The organism is Lachnospiraceae bacterium JLR.KK002, from assembly GCA_036941025.1.
GTDB lineage: Bacteria > Bacillota > Clostridia > Lachnospirales > Lachnospiraceae > Petralouisia.
This window is the reverse complement of the sequence record JAYMNP010000001.1, coordinates 540789-557343: the sequence shown is the minus strand read 5'-3', so window position 1 is coordinate 557343 and position 16555 is coordinate 540789. Positions and strand designations below refer to the sequence as shown.

17 protein-coding genes and 1 tRNA gene are annotated in these 16555 nt (G+C 46.1%); 7 read left to right on the top strand and 11 right to left on the bottom strand.

The features are described 5' to 3' along the window. Nucleotides 1–102 precede the first annotated feature (102 nt). From dnaJ to VSQ32_02665, 7 genes are all read right to left on the bottom strand, one after another. Entirely contained in the window at nucleotides 103–1284 is a 1182-nt protein-coding gene (dnaJ, locus tag VSQ32_02695; protein MEH2941786.1) for a molecular chaperone DnaJ, read from the bottom strand. 2 nt (nucleotides 1285–1286) lie between these two features. Beyond that, nucleotides 1287–3158 carry a molecular chaperone DnaK gene (gene dnaK / locus VSQ32_02690; protein MEH2941785.1) on the bottom strand — a complete coding sequence of 624 codons (1872 nt, stop codon included), beginning with the start codon at nucleotides 3156–3158 and terminating at the stop codon, nucleotides 1287–1289. A gap of 85 nt (nucleotides 3159–3243) precedes the next feature. After that, a complete protein-coding gene (gene grpE / locus VSQ32_02685) occupies nucleotides 3244–3927 on the bottom strand; it encodes a nucleotide exchange factor GrpE (protein MEH2941784.1) in 684 nt (227 codons plus the stop codon). Between the two features lie 49 nt (nucleotides 3928–3976). After that, entirely contained in the window at nucleotides 3977–5017 is a 1041-nt protein-coding gene (gene hrcA / locus VSQ32_02680; protein MEH2941783.1) for a heat-inducible transcriptional repressor HrcA, read from the bottom strand. Nucleotides 5018–5429: 412 nt separating this feature from the next. Next, entirely contained in the window at nucleotides 5430–6089 is a 660-nt protein-coding gene (locus VSQ32_02675; protein MEH2941782.1) for a HAMP domain-containing sensor histidine kinase, read from the bottom strand. Then, complete coding sequence (locus tag VSQ32_02670; GenBank protein ID MEH2941781.1) at nucleotides 6052–6651, bottom strand: response regulator transcription factor; 600 nt, start codon at nucleotides 6649–6651, stop codon at nucleotides 6052–6054. The genes VSQ32_02675 and VSQ32_02670 overlap by 38 nt, the downstream gene beginning before the upstream one ends. After that, a complete protein-coding gene (locus tag VSQ32_02665) occupies nucleotides 6623–6811 on the bottom strand; it encodes a hypothetical protein (GenBank protein MEH2941780.1) in 189 nt (62 codons plus the stop codon). The genes VSQ32_02670 and VSQ32_02665 overlap by 29 nt, the downstream gene beginning before the upstream one ends. Before the next feature lie 180 nt (nucleotides 6812–6991). On the opposite strand from VSQ32_02665, the gene VSQ32_02660 reads away from it, so the two are divergent. Continuing rightward, the gene (locus VSQ32_02660; GenBank protein MEH2941779.1) at nucleotides 6992–7759 is read left to right on the top strand and encodes an ABC transporter ATP-binding protein; all 768 of its coding nucleotides are present in this window, start codon (nucleotides 6992–6994) and stop codon (nucleotides 7757–7759) included. Beyond that, nucleotides 7752–8552 carry an ABC transporter permease gene (locus VSQ32_02655; protein ID MEH2941778.1) on the top strand — a complete coding sequence of 267 codons (801 nt, stop codon included), beginning with the start codon at nucleotides 7752–7754 and terminating at the stop codon, nucleotides 8550–8552. Before VSQ32_02660 ends, VSQ32_02655 begins: the two co-directional genes overlap by 8 nt. A gap of 71 nt (nucleotides 8553–8623) precedes the next feature. On the opposite strand, the gene VSQ32_02650 is transcribed toward VSQ32_02655, so the two are convergent. The 3 genes from VSQ32_02650 to VSQ32_02640 all read right to left on the bottom strand — a co-directional run bounded on the left by VSQ32_02650 (nucleotide 8624) and on the right by VSQ32_02640 (nucleotide 9958). After that, nucleotides 8624–9262, bottom strand: coding sequence for a 4'-phosphopantetheinyl transferase superfamily protein (locus VSQ32_02650; protein ID MEH2941777.1), 639 nt, complete (start codon nucleotides 9260–9262; stop codon nucleotides 8624–8626). 4 nt (nucleotides 9263–9266) lie between these two features. Further along, nucleotides 9267–9824 (bottom strand): Uma2 family endonuclease, encoded by a 558-nt coding sequence (locus tag VSQ32_02645; protein ID MEH2941776.1) that lies wholly within the window; start codon nucleotides 9822–9824, stop codon nucleotides 9267–9269. A gap of 61 nt (nucleotides 9825–9885) precedes the next feature. Further along, nucleotides 9886–9958 (bottom strand) — tRNA-Thr (locus VSQ32_02640). A 235-nt stretch (nucleotides 9959–10193) separates the two neighbouring features. Here VSQ32_02640 and VSQ32_02635 point away from each other — a divergent pair. The 5 genes from VSQ32_02635 to VSQ32_02615 are packed head-to-tail and all read left to right on the top strand — an operon-like array spanning nucleotide 10194 to nucleotide 14508. Then, nucleotides 10194–10733, top strand: a complete 540-nt coding sequence (locus tag VSQ32_02635; GenBank protein ID MEH2941775.1) for an XRE family transcriptional regulator — start codon at nucleotides 10194–10196, stop codon at nucleotides 10731–10733. Nucleotides 10734–10747: 14 nt separating this feature from the next. Continuing rightward, entirely contained in the window at nucleotides 10748–11821 is a 1074-nt protein-coding gene (locus VSQ32_02630; protein MEH2941774.1) for an ABC transporter ATP-binding protein, read from the top strand. Then, the gene (locus VSQ32_02625; protein ID MEH2941773.1) at nucleotides 11814–12635 is read left to right on the top strand and encodes an ABC transporter permease; all 822 of its coding nucleotides are present in this window, start codon (nucleotides 11814–11816) and stop codon (nucleotides 12633–12635) included. The genes VSQ32_02630 and VSQ32_02625 overlap by 8 nt, the downstream gene beginning before the upstream one ends. Next, entirely contained in the window at nucleotides 12629–13420 is a 792-nt protein-coding gene (locus VSQ32_02620) for an ABC transporter permease (protein MEH2941772.1), read from the top strand. The genes VSQ32_02625 and VSQ32_02620 overlap by 7 nt, the downstream gene beginning before the upstream one ends. After that, the gene (locus tag VSQ32_02615) at nucleotides 13417–14508 is read left to right on the top strand and encodes an ABC transporter substrate-binding protein (GenBank protein ID MEH2941771.1); all 1092 of its coding nucleotides are present in this window, start codon (nucleotides 13417–13419) and stop codon (nucleotides 14506–14508) included. The genes VSQ32_02620 and VSQ32_02615 overlap by 4 nt, the downstream gene beginning before the upstream one ends. A 64-nt stretch (nucleotides 14509–14572) precedes the next feature. Here the strand turns inward: VSQ32_02615 and VSQ32_02610 are convergent, their stop codons facing one another. Further along, a complete protein-coding gene (locus VSQ32_02610) occupies nucleotides 14573–16465 on the bottom strand; it encodes a peptide ABC transporter substrate-binding protein (GenBank protein ID MEH2941770.1) in 1893 nt (630 codons plus the stop codon). Nucleotides 16466–16555 lie beyond the last annotated feature (90 nt).

Genomic DNA, 16555 nt, shown 5'->3' with positions numbered 1-16555 from the left:
ACTTTGTTAGCGTAACACCATATTTTCCATGAGATAAACGAATCAGAGAGCAGACCTGTTATGGCTGCTCTCCGGTTTACTGCTGCAGAAATATATGCAATTTTACATATCTTCCAGGGATTCTTTTATTTTACCCATAAACCCCTTCTTCTTTCCGTGCTTTTCCGTTGAAGCGGCGCCATCCTGTTTTTTCAGAGACTGGCCGCTGGCCTCGTCAAATTTGCGCAAAGCCTCTTTTGCCTCTTCATTTAAGCCTGTGGGCACCTGTACCACCAGAGTTACATAGTGGTCGCCCCGGACAGAAGCGTTCCGCAGGGAAGGAATACCCTTTCCCTTCAGGCGGATTCTGGTATCCGTCTGGGTTCCCGGTTTCACATCATAAAGAATATCTCCGTCTATGGTGCTGATGCGCACTTCGCCGCCCAGCGCCGCCTGTGCAAAGGAAATGGGTGCTGTGGAATAAATATTCATATCCTGACGCTGGAAAATAGGATGGCGGCTTACATTTACCTCTACCAGCAAATCGCCTCTCGGCCCTCCGTTGGTGCCTGGTTCTCCTTTTTCCCGAATCCGGACACTCTGGCCGTTATCAATTCCTGCCGGAATGGAAACTTTGATTTTCCTGCGCTTTGCAATATATCCGGTTCCCCGGCAGTCCGGACATTTTTCTTTGATAATTTTGCCGGTTCCGTGGCAATCCGGACAGGTCTGCACATTCTGAACCATGCCAAGGAAAGACTGCTGGGTATAGACTACTTTTCCTTTTCCGCCGCACTTGCTGCAGGTCTCCGGTTTTGTACCCGGCTTTGCCCCCGTGGTATGGCAGGTGGTACATTCGTCTTTTAAGGTAATCTCAATTTCCTTTTCGCAGCCAAAGGCCGCCTCCTCAAAAGTAATCCGTACTGCCGCCCGTAAATTGGCGCCTTTCATGGGGCCGTTGCTGGCGGAACGCCGTCTGGAACCTCCGCCGAACAAATCGCCGAAAATATCGCCGAAAATATCTCCCATATCCATGCCGGAGAAATCAAAACCGCCTCCGCCGCCCATGCCGCCCTCAAAAGCTGCGTGTCCGAACTGATCATACTGACGTTTTTTATCCGGATCACTTAAGACTGCATAAGCCTCGGAAGCCTCTTTAAACTTTTTCTCTGCCTCAGCATCACCCGGATTCATATCCGGGTGATACTTTTTGGCAAGCTGACGGTACGCTTTCTTAATAGAGGCATCGTCTGCACTTTTGTCTACTCCAAGGACTTCATAGTAATCTCTTTTCTGCTCTGCCATGATTATACTTCCTTATAATCTGCGTCTACCACATCATCATCTGCACTGCTGTAAGATGCATTTCCCATATCAGGAGCCGGGCCTGCACCTGCTGCTCCCTGCGCTGCCTGTGCATTTTCATACATTTTTGCAAATACTTTCTGTGCACTTTCCATAAGTTTTTCTTTGGCTGCTTTCATCTCGCCCACCTGGTCGTCTGTCATATCCTCAGCGTTCGGATGTGCTTCCACCATTGCTTTCAGTGCGTTCAGATCTGCTTCCACTGCCGCCTTATCGGCTCCGTCAATGTTATCTCCAACTTCTTTCAATGCATTTTCTGTCTGGAATACGAAAGAATCTGCATCATTTCTGGTGTCAATGGCTTCTTTCCGCTTCTTATCCTGAGCCTCAAATTCTGCTGCTTCTTTTACTGCTTTTTCAATATCTGCGTCAGACATATTGGAACCTGCAGTAATGGTGATATGCTGCTCTTTTCCGGTTCCCAGATCTTTGGCGGATACGTTTACGATACCGTTGGCGTCAATATCAAAAGTAACTTCAATCTGAGGCACACCGCGTCTTGCAGGCGGAATTCCGTCCAGACGGAACTGTCCCAGAGATTTGTTATCTCTTACAAACTGACGTTCGCCCTGTACCACGTTAATATCAACTGCAGTCTGATTATCTGCCGCAGTGGAGAAAATCTGGCTCTTTTTGGTAGGAATGGTAGTATTGCGCTCAATCAGTCTGGTTGCAACGCCGCCCATGGTCTCAATTGACAGAGACAGGGGAGTTACGTCCAGAAGAAGGATTTCGCCTGCGCCTGCATCGCCGGCCAGTTTACCGCCCTGGATGGAAGCGCCCAGTGCCACGCATTCGTCAGGATTCAGGGATTTGCTGGGCTCTTTGCCTGTGAGCTGTTTTACTTTATCCTGAACTGCCGGGATACGTGTGGAACCGCCTACCAGTAATACCTGACCCAGCTCAGAAGCTGTAAGTCCCGCATCTTTCAATGCATTCTGTACCGGAACCGCTGTCCGTTCTACCAGGTCGTGGGTCAGTTCATCAAATTTTGCTCTGGTCAGATTCATATCGAAGTGTTTCGGGCCTTCTGCAGTTGCAGTAATAAACGGCAGGTTGATATTGGTGGTAGTTGCGGAAGAAAGCTCTTTCTTTGCTTTTTCTGCTGCTTCCTTCAGTCTCTGCAGCGCCATCTTATCTCCGGAAAGGTCAACACCGTCTGTTTTCTTAAATTCTGCCAGCATATAGTCTGTGATTTTCTGGTCAAAATCATCGCCGCCCAGACGGTTATCTCCGGAAGTAGACAATACTTCAATCACGCCTTCTCCGATTTCAATAATGGAAACGTCAAAGGTACCGCCGCCCAGATCATAAACCATAATTTTCTGCTCTTTTTCATTGTCAAGACCATAGGCAAGGGCTGCGGCGGTAGGCTCGTTGATAATACGTTTTACATCCATACCTGCGATTTTTCCTGCATCCTTGGTGGCCTGGCGCTGTGCATCATTGAAATATGCCGGAACGGTAATTACTGCGTCCGTTACTTTTTCACCCAGATAGTTCTCAGCGTCTGCCTTTAATTTCTGAAGAATCATGGCAGAAATTTCCTGAGGTGAATAATTCTTGTCATCAATGGCCCGCTTATGGTCGGTACCCATTTCTCTCTTGATAGAAGAAATGGTTTTCTCCGCGTTGGTAACTGCCTGACGTTTTGCCGGCTCTCCAACCAGCCTTTCGCCTGTCTTGGTAAACGCCACAACGGACGGTGTTGTCCTTGCCCCTTCTGTATTGGCGATAACCACCGGTTTACCACCTTCCATAACTGCCACACAGCTGTTTGTTGTTCCTAAATCAATACCAATAATTTTGCTCATAACAGAGACCTCCTCATAAAATATGCTTATTGAACTGTTAATGTTCAATATGATATGACTATCTGCATTACATTGTCTTACTGCATTACTGCACCACAGCTACCATGCTGTGCCTTACCACGCTTTCCCGGTACATATACCCTTTCTGCAGCTCCTGAGCCACAAATCCGGATTCATATTCCTCGCTTTCCACCTGCATAACCGCATTGTGGAATTCCGGATTAAACTCAGCGCCCACCGCTTCAATGGGCTTTACTTCCAGGCTTTCCAGTTCTGTCATTAACTGCTTATATATTTTATCCATTCCCTGTACAAAGGGGTCATCCTTTGATTCTTCGGGAACAGCGGATAATCCTCGTTCAAAATTGTCCACCACCGGAAGGATTTTCTCAATCACACTTTTTGCCCCTACTTCAAACATCTGGGTCTTTTCCTTCTCGGTCCGTTTACGGAAATTGTCAAATTCTGCCATCTGCCGCTGTACCCGGTCAGTCAGTTCGGCAATTTTTTCTTCCTGTTTGCTTTTCTTTTCTTTTTTTCGGAAAAATCCTTTTTTCTCTTCTTCCTGCCCCTCTTCGGAAAGCTGTTCTTCCCCTTCTTCCTCCTCTTCTTCGGAGGATACTTCGGAAGATTCTTCCGTTTCCTCTGCTTCAGCCGGAACGTCTGTTTCACATTCTTCCGGATTTGCGGAAGCATCTTTTTCTTCTTCCGTTTCCATATGTTCTGTCTCCTGGCTTTCCATTGCTTCCATCTCTTTCTGTTCTGCCATATCTGTTCACCTTTCCATGTTTTAGAATTTTTCAATATGGTATGTGTATCTATGTTTTCCTGTTTTTTCGGAACACGGTGTCAAGCTGATTTTTTAATGTTTTCAAATTGTCCATAACGTTTTCATAGTCCATACGCTTTGGGCCGATAATTCCGATGGAACCTGTCATTCCCTCTCCTAACTGGTAGGTGGCGGTTACCACACTGCAGTCCTTCATGTTCTGAATGGGGGATTCGGCGCCGATATATACCTGAATTCCCGTTTCCTCCTGAGAGGACAGGCTCTCGTTTACCAGGCTGATTAACTGTCTCTTCTCTTCAAAAGCATCCAGCAGCTCTCTGGCCTTCCCGGAATCACTTAATTCGGGATATTTTAAAATATTCGTGGTTCCGCTGGTATAGATTTCCAGTTCTTCGTCTTCCTGGATGGCACCTGCCAGCGCATCCAGCACATCACTGACAATATTGCTGTGAATACCTGCCTGCTCTTTTAATTTTGCAATGGTGCCAAGGTTGATTTCCTCTGCCGACAATCCGTTTAAACTGGTGTTCAACAGGATGTTCAGCTTCAGTAATGTCTCATTATCTAAGGCTTCCCCTGTGGAAATCATCTTATTCTTCACCAGATTGCCTTCCATTACTATCACAGCCAGAAGCTGTTCTTCATCTACCTGAGACAGCTGCAGGAACTTTACTTTATTCTTATGATAAGAAGGAGAAGTAATCATGGCGGTGTAATTGGTATTTGCCGCAAGCATTTTGGCCATCTGCTGCAGCACCTGCTCCATCCGCTCCGTATGCTCAATCATGAACTCCTTCATCTCAGTAACTTCCTGGTCTTTTTCCTTCATCAGATTATCTACATAGAAGCGATAACCCTGGTCAGAAGGAATCCTTCCTGCGGAAGTATGGGGCTGTAAAATGTACCCCAGTTCTTCCAGATCCGACATTTCATTGCGGATGGTGGCGGAGCTCAGATTCAAATCCGAATATTTGGAAATGGTTCTGGAACCCACCGGTTCCCCGGTATCCAGATAATTCCGGATGATTGCATTTAAAATTTTTCTTTTCCTTTCATCCAGTTCCTGCATTTCTCTCCTCCTGCCTCTTCTTGTTAGCACTCGGCTTGTGGGAGTGCTAACATCCATGTACTTAAAATAGCACTATCGTTTTTTATTGTCAATAGTATTTTTTCGATTTTATAATTTGTTTATAATTATATCAGTTATTCATTTACCAGCAGTGACCTGGGCACAATCTTTTTAATGCGCAGAGACATCAGGCGGGCAATCCCAAAGGCAAACCCGGCCAGCCCCAGCCCCGACGACACAACAAAAACCACAGATAATTTTCTGTTTTGTAAATAATTTTTTTTTCATCGGGAAACTCCTTCCATAAAATGTTTTACACGTTTTATTTTATTTTCCCGGTTCTTAAATGTCTTTAGAAAATCCTTAACGGTTTCTTAAATCATACCGCTCAGGGAAACATCAACTCTTACTTTCATCCCTTTTTTCCGTTTTCCACTGCCAGCTCCCCTTTCATGGCTTCCATAAAATAACTGGAAATAAACAGGCCCAGTCCCGCTCCTTCCACCGCTTTTGCATTGGTTCCCCGGCGAAATTTCTCTTTGATAAAAAGAATTTCTTCCTCCGGCAGCCCTCCGCCGCTGTCTTCTATCTCAATTACCAGCCGGCTGCCCCGTTTCTCTGCCCGTACCTGAATGGCTGTGTCCGCATATTTATAGGAATTGGCAAAAATATTATCAAAGACCTGCTGCAGTCTGAGCCGGTCCGCCCATATCAGACAGGGCGGTATGGCCGGGATTTTGGCCCGGTGAAGATAATCCACATTTTCCAGAAGACTTATAAGCTCCCTGCTTTCCATATCCCCCGGCGCTACGGTAAACTCCTGCAGTTCTTCCAGTGTTGCAGTAAACAGATTGGTGACCAGACTGTTAATCTGGTCGGCTTTTTGAATGATCTGCCTGTAATTTTCCTGTATCTTCTCACTTTCCGCAAGGGCTAATCCTACCTCGGACGCAGCTTTTATACTGGCCACCGGGGTTTTGATATCATGGGACAGACTGGCCACCAACTCCTTTTTCTCCGCATTTGCCTGTGCTTCAGCAAGTTTTGCTTTTTTCAGTTCCGCCTCCCTCAAATCTGTACCCTTTGCCCCAGTAGGTGACAATATACTCCGGCTGATTGGGATTTACCTCGATGGCCTCGCGTATTCTGCGGATATGGACATTCAGTGTCCCGTCCCCGGTAAATTTATCCGCCCATACATGTTCAAACAGTTCCTGTTTGGACACTACTTTATCACGGTTCTGAACCAGATAGGCCAACAGCCGGAATTCCATCATGGTTAATTTCACTTTCCTGCCATCCACCGTCAGGGTCTGACCCGGAACATCAATGTTCAGCCTGTCGTCCTGATAATTTTCTTCTTTCCCTTTTCCATAACGTCTCAGGACCGCCTGAACTCTGGCCAGCAGAACCCTCAGGGAACAGGGCTTCTGGATATAGTCGTCGCCGCCGATATTTAACGTGGCAATTTTATCGTCATCGCTGGTCCTGGCAGAAATAAAAAGAATTGGTATATCTGTCTGTTCCCGCAGTTCCCTGCACAGTGCAAATCCACTTCCGTCTCCCAGATTGATATCCAAAAGCAGAAGCTCTGCGGTATTTTCCTCAAAAAAAACAGCGGCTTTCTTCCTCACTGTATACGGCCGCTGTTTTTACTCCAAATAAATTAAAGTATTCTGCTGTACTGTCTGCAAGTAATTTTTCATCGTCTATGATTAAACACTGGTATGTCATGGGGATTCCTTTCCTGTGCTCATGATTCCGAATGGGTACGGAACCTGTTCGTACTGACATGTGGTTTCCTGCTTTTATTATATCGGCAATTGCTGCCTGTGACAATAAAAATCTGACCATTACTGTTCACACCCTACGGGTGTGAACAGTAATGTTTTATGCCGCACTTTCCTCCCTCAGAAAGCACCCTTTCCCCTCCCCGGTCATACTATATCAATAAGTAACAATAAGGAGAACTTTATGGAAAAATTAATGGAAATCAGCCATGTGGGTTATTCCTATCATACCATGCAGGGGGAAACGCCTGCTTTATCCAATATAAATTTTACGGTTCATAAAGGTGATTTTCTGGCCATTGTGGGGCCCAGCGGGTGCGGCAAATCCACCCTCCTCTCCCTTCTGTCAGGACTTCTGGAACCGGAACACGGTTCCATCTTATTTTATGGGCAGAAGCTGAACCAGAAAAGCTGCAATGCCATCGGTTACATGCTGCAGCACGATCACCTGTTTGAATGGCGCACCATTGAAAAAAACGTTCTGCTGGGACTGGAAATCCAGAATAAACTGACGCCGGAAACAAAAGAAACGGCACTGGATATGCTGAAAACCTACGGTCTGTACAAATTCAAAGATGCCAGGCCTTCTCAGCTCTCCGGCGGAATGCGCCAGCGGGCGGCACTGATTCGCACCCTGGTACTGAAGCCGGAAATCCTGCTGCTGGATGAACCTTTTTCCGCACTGGATTATCAGACACGTCTTACGGTAGGAGATGATATCGGAGCGATTATCAAAAAAGAAGGGAAAACTGCAATTTTAGTGACTCATGATTTGTCAGAAGCCGTCAGCCTGGGCAGCCAGGTGCTGGTATTGAGCAAACGTCCTGCCACCATTCAGACTGTGGTAGATATTGATTTTCCGGGCAACATCAGCGCACTGGAGCGGAGAAACTCTCCGGAATTTAAAGATTATTTTAATAAAATATGGAAGGAGCTGAATGAAAATGAGTGAAATATCCCTTGCCCAGCAGAATTTTCTGCTCGCTCAGAAAAAGCATAAACGTACCGTCACAGTCAGCAGACTGTGTATTTTTATTTTATTTCTGGCTGTCTGGGAAGGGGCTGCCAGACTGGATTTGATTGATTCCTTCATTTTCAGCAGTCCTTCCAAAATTCTGCTCTGCGCTTACGGAATGATACTGGACCAGACCCTGTTCGCCCATATCGGTATTACGTTGTTTGAAACCATGGTCAGTTTTCTGCTTGTAATTCTGATATCCCTGGCAGTAACCATTATATTATGGTTAAATAAAGGACTTTCCGAAACACTGGAGCCTTATCTGGTCATTTTAAACAGTCTGCCGAAATCTGCCCTGGCGCCTCTGCTCATTGTATGGCTGGGTGCAACCTACAACACCATTATCATTACCGGCGTGTCCGTAGCCATCTTCGGCTCCATTTTAAGCCTCTACACCAGCTTCCAGTCTGTGGATCCGGAAAAAATAAAGCTGATTTACACCATGGGCGGCAGAAAATACCATACGCTCACCAAAGTAATTCTGCCTGCCGGTATCCCCACCCTGTTCTCGCTTATGAAGGTCAATATCGGCCTTTGTCTGGTGGGAGTCATTATCGGCGAATTCATTGCTTCCCGGCAGGGGCTGGGCTATCTGATTATTTACGGCAGCCAGGTATTTAAGCTGGACTGGGTAATTATGTCCATTGTGATTCTGTGTATTCTGGCCTGGGGTCTTTACAGCCTGATTACCCTTCTGGAAAAGCGTTATCTGAAACATTTCTTATAAAAGCCTTTCGCCTCTGTAAGCAGAATGGCCATAATCCTTCCGAACAATCGGATAAGTATCCGGGGCAGCCTTCACTTCAGGGCTGTTTCGGATTCTGCCCGAAATTCCTGCCAGACAATCTCCGCTTCTTCTTCCGTGCAGAGGGAAATCCAGTAATCGCCTGTCTGTCTCTGCACAAAATATCCATTCTGATTACCAAAACAGTCTTTTTTCACCACATCAAATTCTATCTGTTCCACAGGAAAAGACATTCCCGCTCCGGTCATTTTAATGTAGCTTTCTTTTAAAGTCCAGATTTGAAAAAAGCGGCTATATGCTGCTTCATCCATCTCTTCCTGGTCTTTTCCCAGAATATAGCGCTGCTCTTTCAGGCTGCAGCAGCGGCGGACAACAGGTATCCGTACCTTTTTCACTTTTTCCCCGTCCACGCCCACTTCACACCGGGCAACTGCGCATACTACAAGGCCTTCCGTGTTGCTTACATTAAAACAAATCCCCTTCTCCGGCTTCCAGAAAGGCTTCCCATGTATTCCTTTTTCCACCTTTCTTCTGTCAAATTCCATACCAAAACAGTTTTTAAAACCATAATTTAATATTTCATCCGCCAGTATTCTCTGATGCTTCAGATATTCTCCCGGTTTTTCTCCATGCCGGGGACAGAAGGCATAATAAACTGTAACCTCATTACCATTCACGCCGGTCACTGGCATCCGCTTAATTTCCCCCTTCTTTGAGATTTTCGCGAATCTTTATGGAAAATTCTTCATAAATGCCCACGGGTATTTCATCTTCAAAAGAATATTCTTCTGTGGTCTCTTTTTCAAAATTATAAACCACCGCACGCTGTTTCTCCGAATCCACAATCCAGTATTCCCTGACTCCCGCACTCTGGTACTTAAACAGCTTGATATAATAATCCATACGCCTGCTGCCGGGAGAAACAATTTCAATTACCCAGTCCGGCGCGCCGTGGCACCCTTTTTCATCCAGTTTGGAGCTGTCACAGATCACAGACAAATCAGGCTCCACATAAGTAAACTCATCCTTATTCAGAAACACCGCAAAAGGCGCCGGATATACCTCGCAGTCTCCATGTTTATTCCTGATGTAACTTTTTATTTCATAGGTGAATTTTGTTACCAGACTCTGATGGGTTCTTCCCGGAGGCGCCATATCATAAATCTGTCCGTCAATCAGTTCTGCCCTCTGCCCTTCCGGCAGGCTGTAAATATCTTCTGTTGTAAAGAATTCTTTTTTTCTCAATGCTTCCATATCATTCCCTCGCTTTCCTGTAAGAGACAAAAAGGAGCTGTAATAATTACAGCTCCCATTCAGCCAAAGAAGGGACTCGAACCCTCGACCTGCGCATTACGAATGCGACGCGCTACCAACTGCGCCACTTTGGCATATGACACGGAACCGTTCTGTTCCGTCTGCGATTGGTAATTCTCAATTATTATACCCGCTTTGACACCGTTTTGCAATCCCTTTTTTCTACAAAATTAAAATTTTTTCTATTGACATTTTCTGGTTTCCATTTATAATGTATTTTGTGTTTAATAATATTAAACACAAAATACATTATCAGTTTGACTTTACAATTACTATACTTCATGTTTATATTCAGAAAGGATGATTTCCATGGACATTGGACACCGTATGAAAGAACTGCGCATTCAGTACGGACTGACCCAGCAGGAGCTGGCAGACCGGAGCGAACTTTCCAAAGGGTTTATTTCCCAGCTGGAGCGCAACCTCACTTCTCCTTCCGTGGGGACCCTGCTTGACATCATCCAGTGCCTTGGCACCACCCCGGCAGAATTTTTTTCTGACCCGGAACCGGAACAGATTGTATTTAAACAGGAGGATTATTTTATAAAGGAAAATGAGGACCTGCACCACACCATCAAATGGCTCATTCCCAACGCCCAGAAAAATGCCATGGAACCGGTACTTATGAAGCTGGCTCCCCAGGGCTCCTCCGAAATCCAGCTTCCTCATGAAGCGGAAGAATTCGGGTATGTATTAAAAGGCTCCATCCGGCTCTGTTACGGAGGCCGGACCTATACGGTCAGACAGGGAGAATCCTTTTATTTCAAAGCAGGAAAAAAGCACTATATCGAAAATTACAGCGGCAGGGAAGCAACCATCCTCTGGGTTTCCACTCCCCCCAGCTTTTAGGAGGACAACAAACGATGAGCAAACGACTGATTGATTTACAGCATATCACCAAATCCTTTGACGGACAGACCGTTCTGGACGATTTGAACCTGTACATCCGTGAAAATGAATTTCTTACCTTATTAGGACCCTCCGGCTGCGGAAAAACCACCACTCTCCGGATTATCGGCGGTTTCGAGGCGCCGGATGCAGGCACGGTGATTTTCGACGGAACAGACATCACCGGACTGGCCCCCAACGAACGTCAGTTAAATACGGTATTCCAGAAATATGCTTTGTTTCCCCATATGTCCATTGCGGAAAATATTGCCTTCGGCCTGAAAATCCGGAAAAAGAGCAAATCCTACATTGATGACAAAATCAAATATGCCTTAAAGCTGGTGAACCTGGACGGATTCGAACGAAGGAGCGTGGATTCCTTAAGCGGCGGCCAGCAGCAGCGGATTGCCATTGCACGTGCCATTGTAAACGAGCCGAAAGTACTGCTTCTGGACGAACCCCTGGGGGCGCTGGATTTGAAGCTCAGGCAGGATATGCAGTACGAGCTGATACGTCTGAAAAATGAGCTGGGCATTACCTTTGTCTACGTTACCCACGACCAGGAGGAAGCCCTTACCATGTCGGACACCATTGTGGTTATGAACCAGGGCTATATTCAGCAGATTGGAACACCGGAAGACATTTACAATGAACCCACCAACGCTTTTGTAGCCGATTTTATCGGAGAAAGCAATATTATTGACGGTCTGATGCTGGAAGACCGTCTGGTAAAGATTCTGGATGTGAATTTCCCCTGTGTGGACGAAGGATTCGGCTGCAATACCCCGGTGGACGTGGTCATCCGGCCGGAGGATGTGGAACTGGTTGCCCCGGAACAGGGTATGCTGGAGGGAGACGTTATCTCCCTGATTTTCAAAGGCGTTCACTGGGAAATTGAAGTACTGGCCAACGGCTGCGAATGGCTGGTGCAGACCACTCAGATGCATCCGGTGGGCTCCCATGTGGGCATCCGGGTAGACCCCTTTAACATTCAGATTATGAACAAACCGGAATCCAGTGACGAAAAGGCGGTGGAATCAGATGCGTGACCTGAAAAGACAGCTCCTGACGGGGCCATATCTCTTATGGATGGCAGGATTTATTCTGCTGCCGGTGGTAATGATTCTTTATTATGCCTTTACCACCACCAGCGGCCATTTTACCCTGCTGAATATCACATCCATAACTGCCTCCATCCATATGAAGGCATTGCTGCTTTCCCTGAAGCTGGCGCTGCTTTGCACCGGAATCTGCCTGATTCTGGCTTACCCGCTGGCCATGATTTTAACTAAAATGAAAGTCAGACGTCAGGGATTTATCGTGTTTATTTTTATCCTGCCCATGTGGATGAATTTCATGCTGCGGATTCTGGCCTGGCGGATGCTTCTGTCCAACAACGGTGTCATCAACACTTTGCTGAACACCCTGCATCTTCCGGCTCTGGATGTTTTAAATACGCCTTTTGCCGTGGTTTTCTGCATGGTATATGATTTTCTTCCTTTTATGATACTTCCCATCTATAACGCCATGGCGCGGATTCAGCCGGACATTATTGAAGCTGCCAGAGATCTGGGAGCGGGAAGCATTACCATATTTTTTAAAATCATTGTACCCCTTACCATATCCGGAGTCATCAGCGGCATTACCATGGTATTTGTCCCGGCCCTGACTTCTTTCGCCATTTCCGACCTGCTGGGCGGAGGCAAGGTACTGCTCATCGGAAATGTGATTGAGCAGGCCTTTATGCAGGAATACAACTGGAATCTGGGCTCCGGCCTTTCTCTGGTACTGATGGTATTTGTCATTGCAAGTATGGCTCTGATGAGCTCAAAAGGGGACGAAGGAGGTGCCGGCGTATGGTAAAAAAATCTGCGGAACGAATTTATCTGACCATTATTTTTCTGTTTTTGTACCTTCCCATTGCGGTGCTGATTATTCTGTCCTTCAATGATTCCAAAACAAAAGTTCAGTGGGGCGGATTTACCCTGAAATGGTACAAAAACCTCTTTTCCGACAGCACCATTATGGCGGCGTTCGGAACCACCATTTTTATTTCTCTGGCTTCCGCCCTGTTTGCCACTCTTCTGGGTACCCTGGCAGCCCTGGGCATCGACGCCATGAAAAAGCGGAATCAGACCATTATGATTGGCGCCACCAATATCCCTCTGCTCAATGCGGATATTGTTACAGGCATTTCCATGATGCTTCTGTTTGTCCGATTTACCAGACTGGGCATGAACACGGTGCTGATTGCACATATTACCTTTAACATTCCCTATGTTATCCTGAATGTGCTGCCCCGGCTGAAACAGAGCAGCCGCACCACCTACGAAGCCGCACTGGATCTGGGAGCCACCCCCTTTTATGCCTTTGTTAAAATCATCTGGCCCCAGATACGCCCCGGCGTGCTTTCCGGCTTTCTCATGGCAATGACCATGTCGCTGGATGATTTTTCTGTCACCTATTTCACCAAAGGCGCGGGCATCAACACATTGTCCACCATGATTTACACGGAAATGCGCAAAGGCATCCGGCCGGAAATGTACGCCCTGTCTACCATTTTATTTTTACTGGCGCTGGTATTGCTGCTGTTTATGAACTTCGGCCCTTCCGCCCGCAAAATGAACAAAGGAGAACTGTCCCCATGAAACATGCATCACATTCCCCCTGCCTGCAAATGAAACGCGTTCTGAGAAAACTTCCTCTGCTGGCGGTATTCGCCCTCTGGGTCCTTCTGGCCGGCTGCGGCAAAGACTCGGAAAACACTCTGACGGTGCTGAATTACGGAAAATATCTGGAACCGGAAGCCATAGAGATGTTTGAGGAAGAGACAGGCATCAAAGTAGAATACGAAGAATACATTACCCCGGAAAATATGTACACAAAATACCGGGCCGGTGCTATTGATTACGATTTAATCTGCACCTCAGATTACATGATAGAAAAACTGATTCAGGAGGGCGAAGTCCAGGAACTGAATTTTGACAATATTCCCCTGAAAGAAAATCTGGATTCCACCTATTTTGATTTTTCAAAATCCTTTGACCCGGAAAACAAATATACCATCCCCTATTTTTTCGGAACAGTGGGAATTCTCTACAACAAAGATATGGTGGATGAATCCGAAGTAAATTCCTGGAATATTCTGTGGGACGAAAAATACAGCGGCCAGATTATCATGGCAGACTCTGTCAGGGACTCTTTTATGGTGCCCTTAAAGCTGCTGGGGGAATCTCTGAATACCACGAACGAACAGGCCCTGAAGCAGGCCCAGGATATGCTGATTCGGCAGAAACCCCTGGTCTATTCCTATCTGGTGGATGAAGCCCAGGACGAAATGATTGGAAATAACGCCGCCATGGCTGTGGTCTATTCCGGAGAGGCCGGATATGCGCTGGAATTTAACGACAAACTCGCTTTTTCCGTACCGGAGGAAGGCTCCAATATGTGGATTGATTCCTGGTTTATCCCAAAATCTGCAAAACAGAAAGAAAATGCGGAAAAATTCCTGAATTTTCTGTGCCGGGAAGATATCTCCATGATGAATTTTGACTATGTATATTATGCCACTCCCAATGTCAGAACCAGAGAAGCTCTGGATGAGGAACTGCAGGAAAACACTACCATCTTCCCGCCAAAAGAAACTCTGGATAACTGCGAAGTATTAAAACCTCTGGACGATGAATCCACCATGAAACTGAATCTGCTCTGGAAGGAAGTAAAGGCAGCAGATTAAAAAAGAGGCTGTGTTTCACAGCCCCTTTTTATTTGAATAATTCTGTGTTCAGAATTTCAGTATCTTACTGCTTTGTTGCATTCATAAAGTATTTCATACCATAGATGGTTGCATAGATACCGTCCACATTTGATTTCTGCATGTAGATATCATTGTAGTAATACAGCGGAACAACTGCCCATGTATTCATCAGCATATCTTCTGCCGTATGCATCAGTTCCACACGTTTTGCAAAATCTGCAGTATTGCGGATTTCTGTAATCAGTGCGTCGTACTCTGCCCATTCAGGCGCGGAATCACTCTTTTTACCCTTTCCTAACTGCATATCATTGTTACCGGAATCGGAAGTGAAAATCTCCAGCATATTGACCGGGTCATTGTAGTCAGCCAGCCATCCCTCACGGGCGATGGTGAAGTTTCCGTTCTTCCGGTCTTCCAGGAATACGTTCCAGTCTTCTGTCTTGATTTCAAGACCGATTCCCAGAAGTGCAAAATCCTGCTGCACTGCTGCTGCAATCGCTTCATGGCCGGTACCCTCATTGGTCAGATATGTCATGTTGATTGCCGGATCAATTTTGTATGAACCGTCACCGTTGTCTGTGAAACTGTATCCTGCTTCTTCCATCAGCTTCTTTGCATCTTCTACCATGGCTGCGCCTGTGGTCTCTGCGTCATAATAGCTGGTATCTTCCTGCTTGAATACGCCGCCGTTACCGTCTGCCATACCCACCGGAACAAAGGAATCCGCCAGAATCTGTCCGGACTGCCCGATATTCTCAACAATGAACTGACGGTCAATCAGAATATTCATTGCCTGACGCATTTTTGCTGCTTCTTCTACGGTTTTTCCGTCAAAAACCGGATCGTTTACATTGAAACCAATATAGTAGGTTCCCAGGTTATCCAGGATACCGAATTCCGGATTTACGCCGTTCAGAGAAGAAATTTCATCATTTGGCACGGTATCAATATAATCCACATCGCCGCTGTTGTATGCCGCGTAAATAGCGGTATCATCCGCGTTTAACATAAAATGAAGTTCTTCCATGGTTACGCTGTCAACATTATGATAATTGGGATTCTTTTTGTAGACCATGCTTTCGTCATGATTCCATGATTCCAGTGTATAAGCGCCGTTGCATACAAATCCTGCTTCCTCCGCCCATTTTCCAGGAATGTCTCCGTCCGGATTTGCTGCTTCCACGGAAGCCTGATGTACCGGGAAGAATGTGGGGAACGCCATTAAGTCGTTGAAATAAGGGCATGGATTAGTCAGCGTAATCACCAGGGTATAATCATCCGGAGCCTCAACATTCAGAGTGCCGTCATCTTTCCGCGCGATAATGTCAAACAGATATCCATAATCTGCCGCTGTTTCTTCCGCACACGCACGGTTCCAGCTATACACAAAATCCTTTGCAGTCAGGTCATCTCCGTTGCTCCATTTGGATTCTTTCAGCTTAACGGTATAAACAGTATAAACCTTTTTCTCTTCTTCGTCTGCTGCTTCTCCTTCTGTTGATTCTGCAGCCTCTCCTTCTGCCGCTTCATTTCCGTCCGTTGCTGCTGCGTCCGCTGTTTCTCCTTCTGTTACTTCTTCTCCGTCTTCTGTCACCTGTTTCACTTCAGGCATATCGGTTGCCAGATCCGGAATCAGATTGCCATCTTTGTCATACGTATACAATCCTGCAAACGTATTTACAGCAAGACATCCGCCATCCACAGAACTGTTCAGCGCCGGATCCAGATAATCCGGTTCAGATGCCAGATTGATGTTCAGCACGTTTGGGTCTGTGTTTGTCTGAGAAGTTTCAGATGAATCATCTGCAGCATCTGCATTCTCATCTGTTCCTTCTGTCTTTGTATCATTGGCCGCACCATTTTTATCTCCGCCGCAGGCGGTAAGACTCAATGCCATACACGCAACCAGTAATACAGATACCAGTTTCTTTTTCATATTAATTCCTCCTGTTAAAAAATTAAATCTATCCCTTATTGAACTGCAAATGTTCAATAAAGTATGCTTTCACCAAAGAAAATCTCTGGA

Bases quoted from the DNA above. Each gene is read 5' to 3' on its own strand.
- dnaJ (MEH2941786.1), bottom strand. From the start codon at position 1,284: ATGGCAGAGCAGAAAAGAGATTACTATGAAGTCCTTGGAGTAGACAAA.
- dnaK (MEH2941785.1), bottom strand. From the start codon at position 3,158: ATGAGCAAAATTATTGGTATTGATTTAGGAACAACAAACAGCTGTGTG.
- grpE (MEH2941784.1), bottom strand. From the start codon at position 3,927: ATGGCAGAACAGAAAGAGATGGAAGCAATGGAAAGCCAGGAGACAGAA.
- hrcA (MEH2941783.1), bottom strand. From the start codon at position 5,017: ATGCAGGAACTGGATGAAAGGAAAAGAAAAATTTTAAATGCAATCATC.
- VSQ32_02665 (MEH2941780.1), bottom strand. From the start codon at position 6,811: ATGTCAGTACGAACAGGTTCCGTACCCATTCGGAATCATGAGCACAGG.
- VSQ32_02660 (MEH2941779.1), top strand. From the start codon at position 6,992: ATGGAAAAATTAATGGAAATCAGCCATGTGGGTTATTCCTATCATACC.
- VSQ32_02655 (MEH2941778.1), top strand. From the start codon at position 7,752: ATGAGTGAAATATCCCTTGCCCAGCAGAATTTTCTGCTCGCTCAGAAA.
- VSQ32_02650 (MEH2941777.1), bottom strand. From the start codon at position 9,262: ATGCCAGTGACCGGCGTGAATGGTAATGAGGTTACAGTTTATTATGCC.
- VSQ32_02645 (MEH2941776.1), bottom strand. From the start codon at position 9,824: ATGGAAGCATTGAGAAAAAAAGAATTCTTTACAACAGAAGATATTTAC.
- VSQ32_02635 (MEH2941775.1), top strand. From the start codon at position 10,194: ATGGACATTGGACACCGTATGAAAGAACTGCGCATTCAGTACGGACTG.
- VSQ32_02630 (MEH2941774.1), top strand. From the start codon at position 10,748: ATGAGCAAACGACTGATTGATTTACAGCATATCACCAAATCCTTTGAC.
- VSQ32_02625 (MEH2941773.1), top strand. From the start codon at position 11,814: ATGCGTGACCTGAAAAGACAGCTCCTGACGGGGCCATATCTCTTATGG.
- VSQ32_02620 (MEH2941772.1), top strand. From the start codon at position 12,629: ATGGTAAAAAAATCTGCGGAACGAATTTATCTGACCATTATTTTTCTG.
- VSQ32_02615 (MEH2941771.1), top strand. From the start codon at position 13,417: ATGAAACATGCATCACATTCCCCCTGCCTGCAAATGAAACGCGTTCTG.
- VSQ32_02610 (MEH2941770.1), bottom strand. From the start codon at position 16,465: ATGAAAAAGAAACTGGTATCTGTATTACTGGTTGCGTGTATGGCATTG.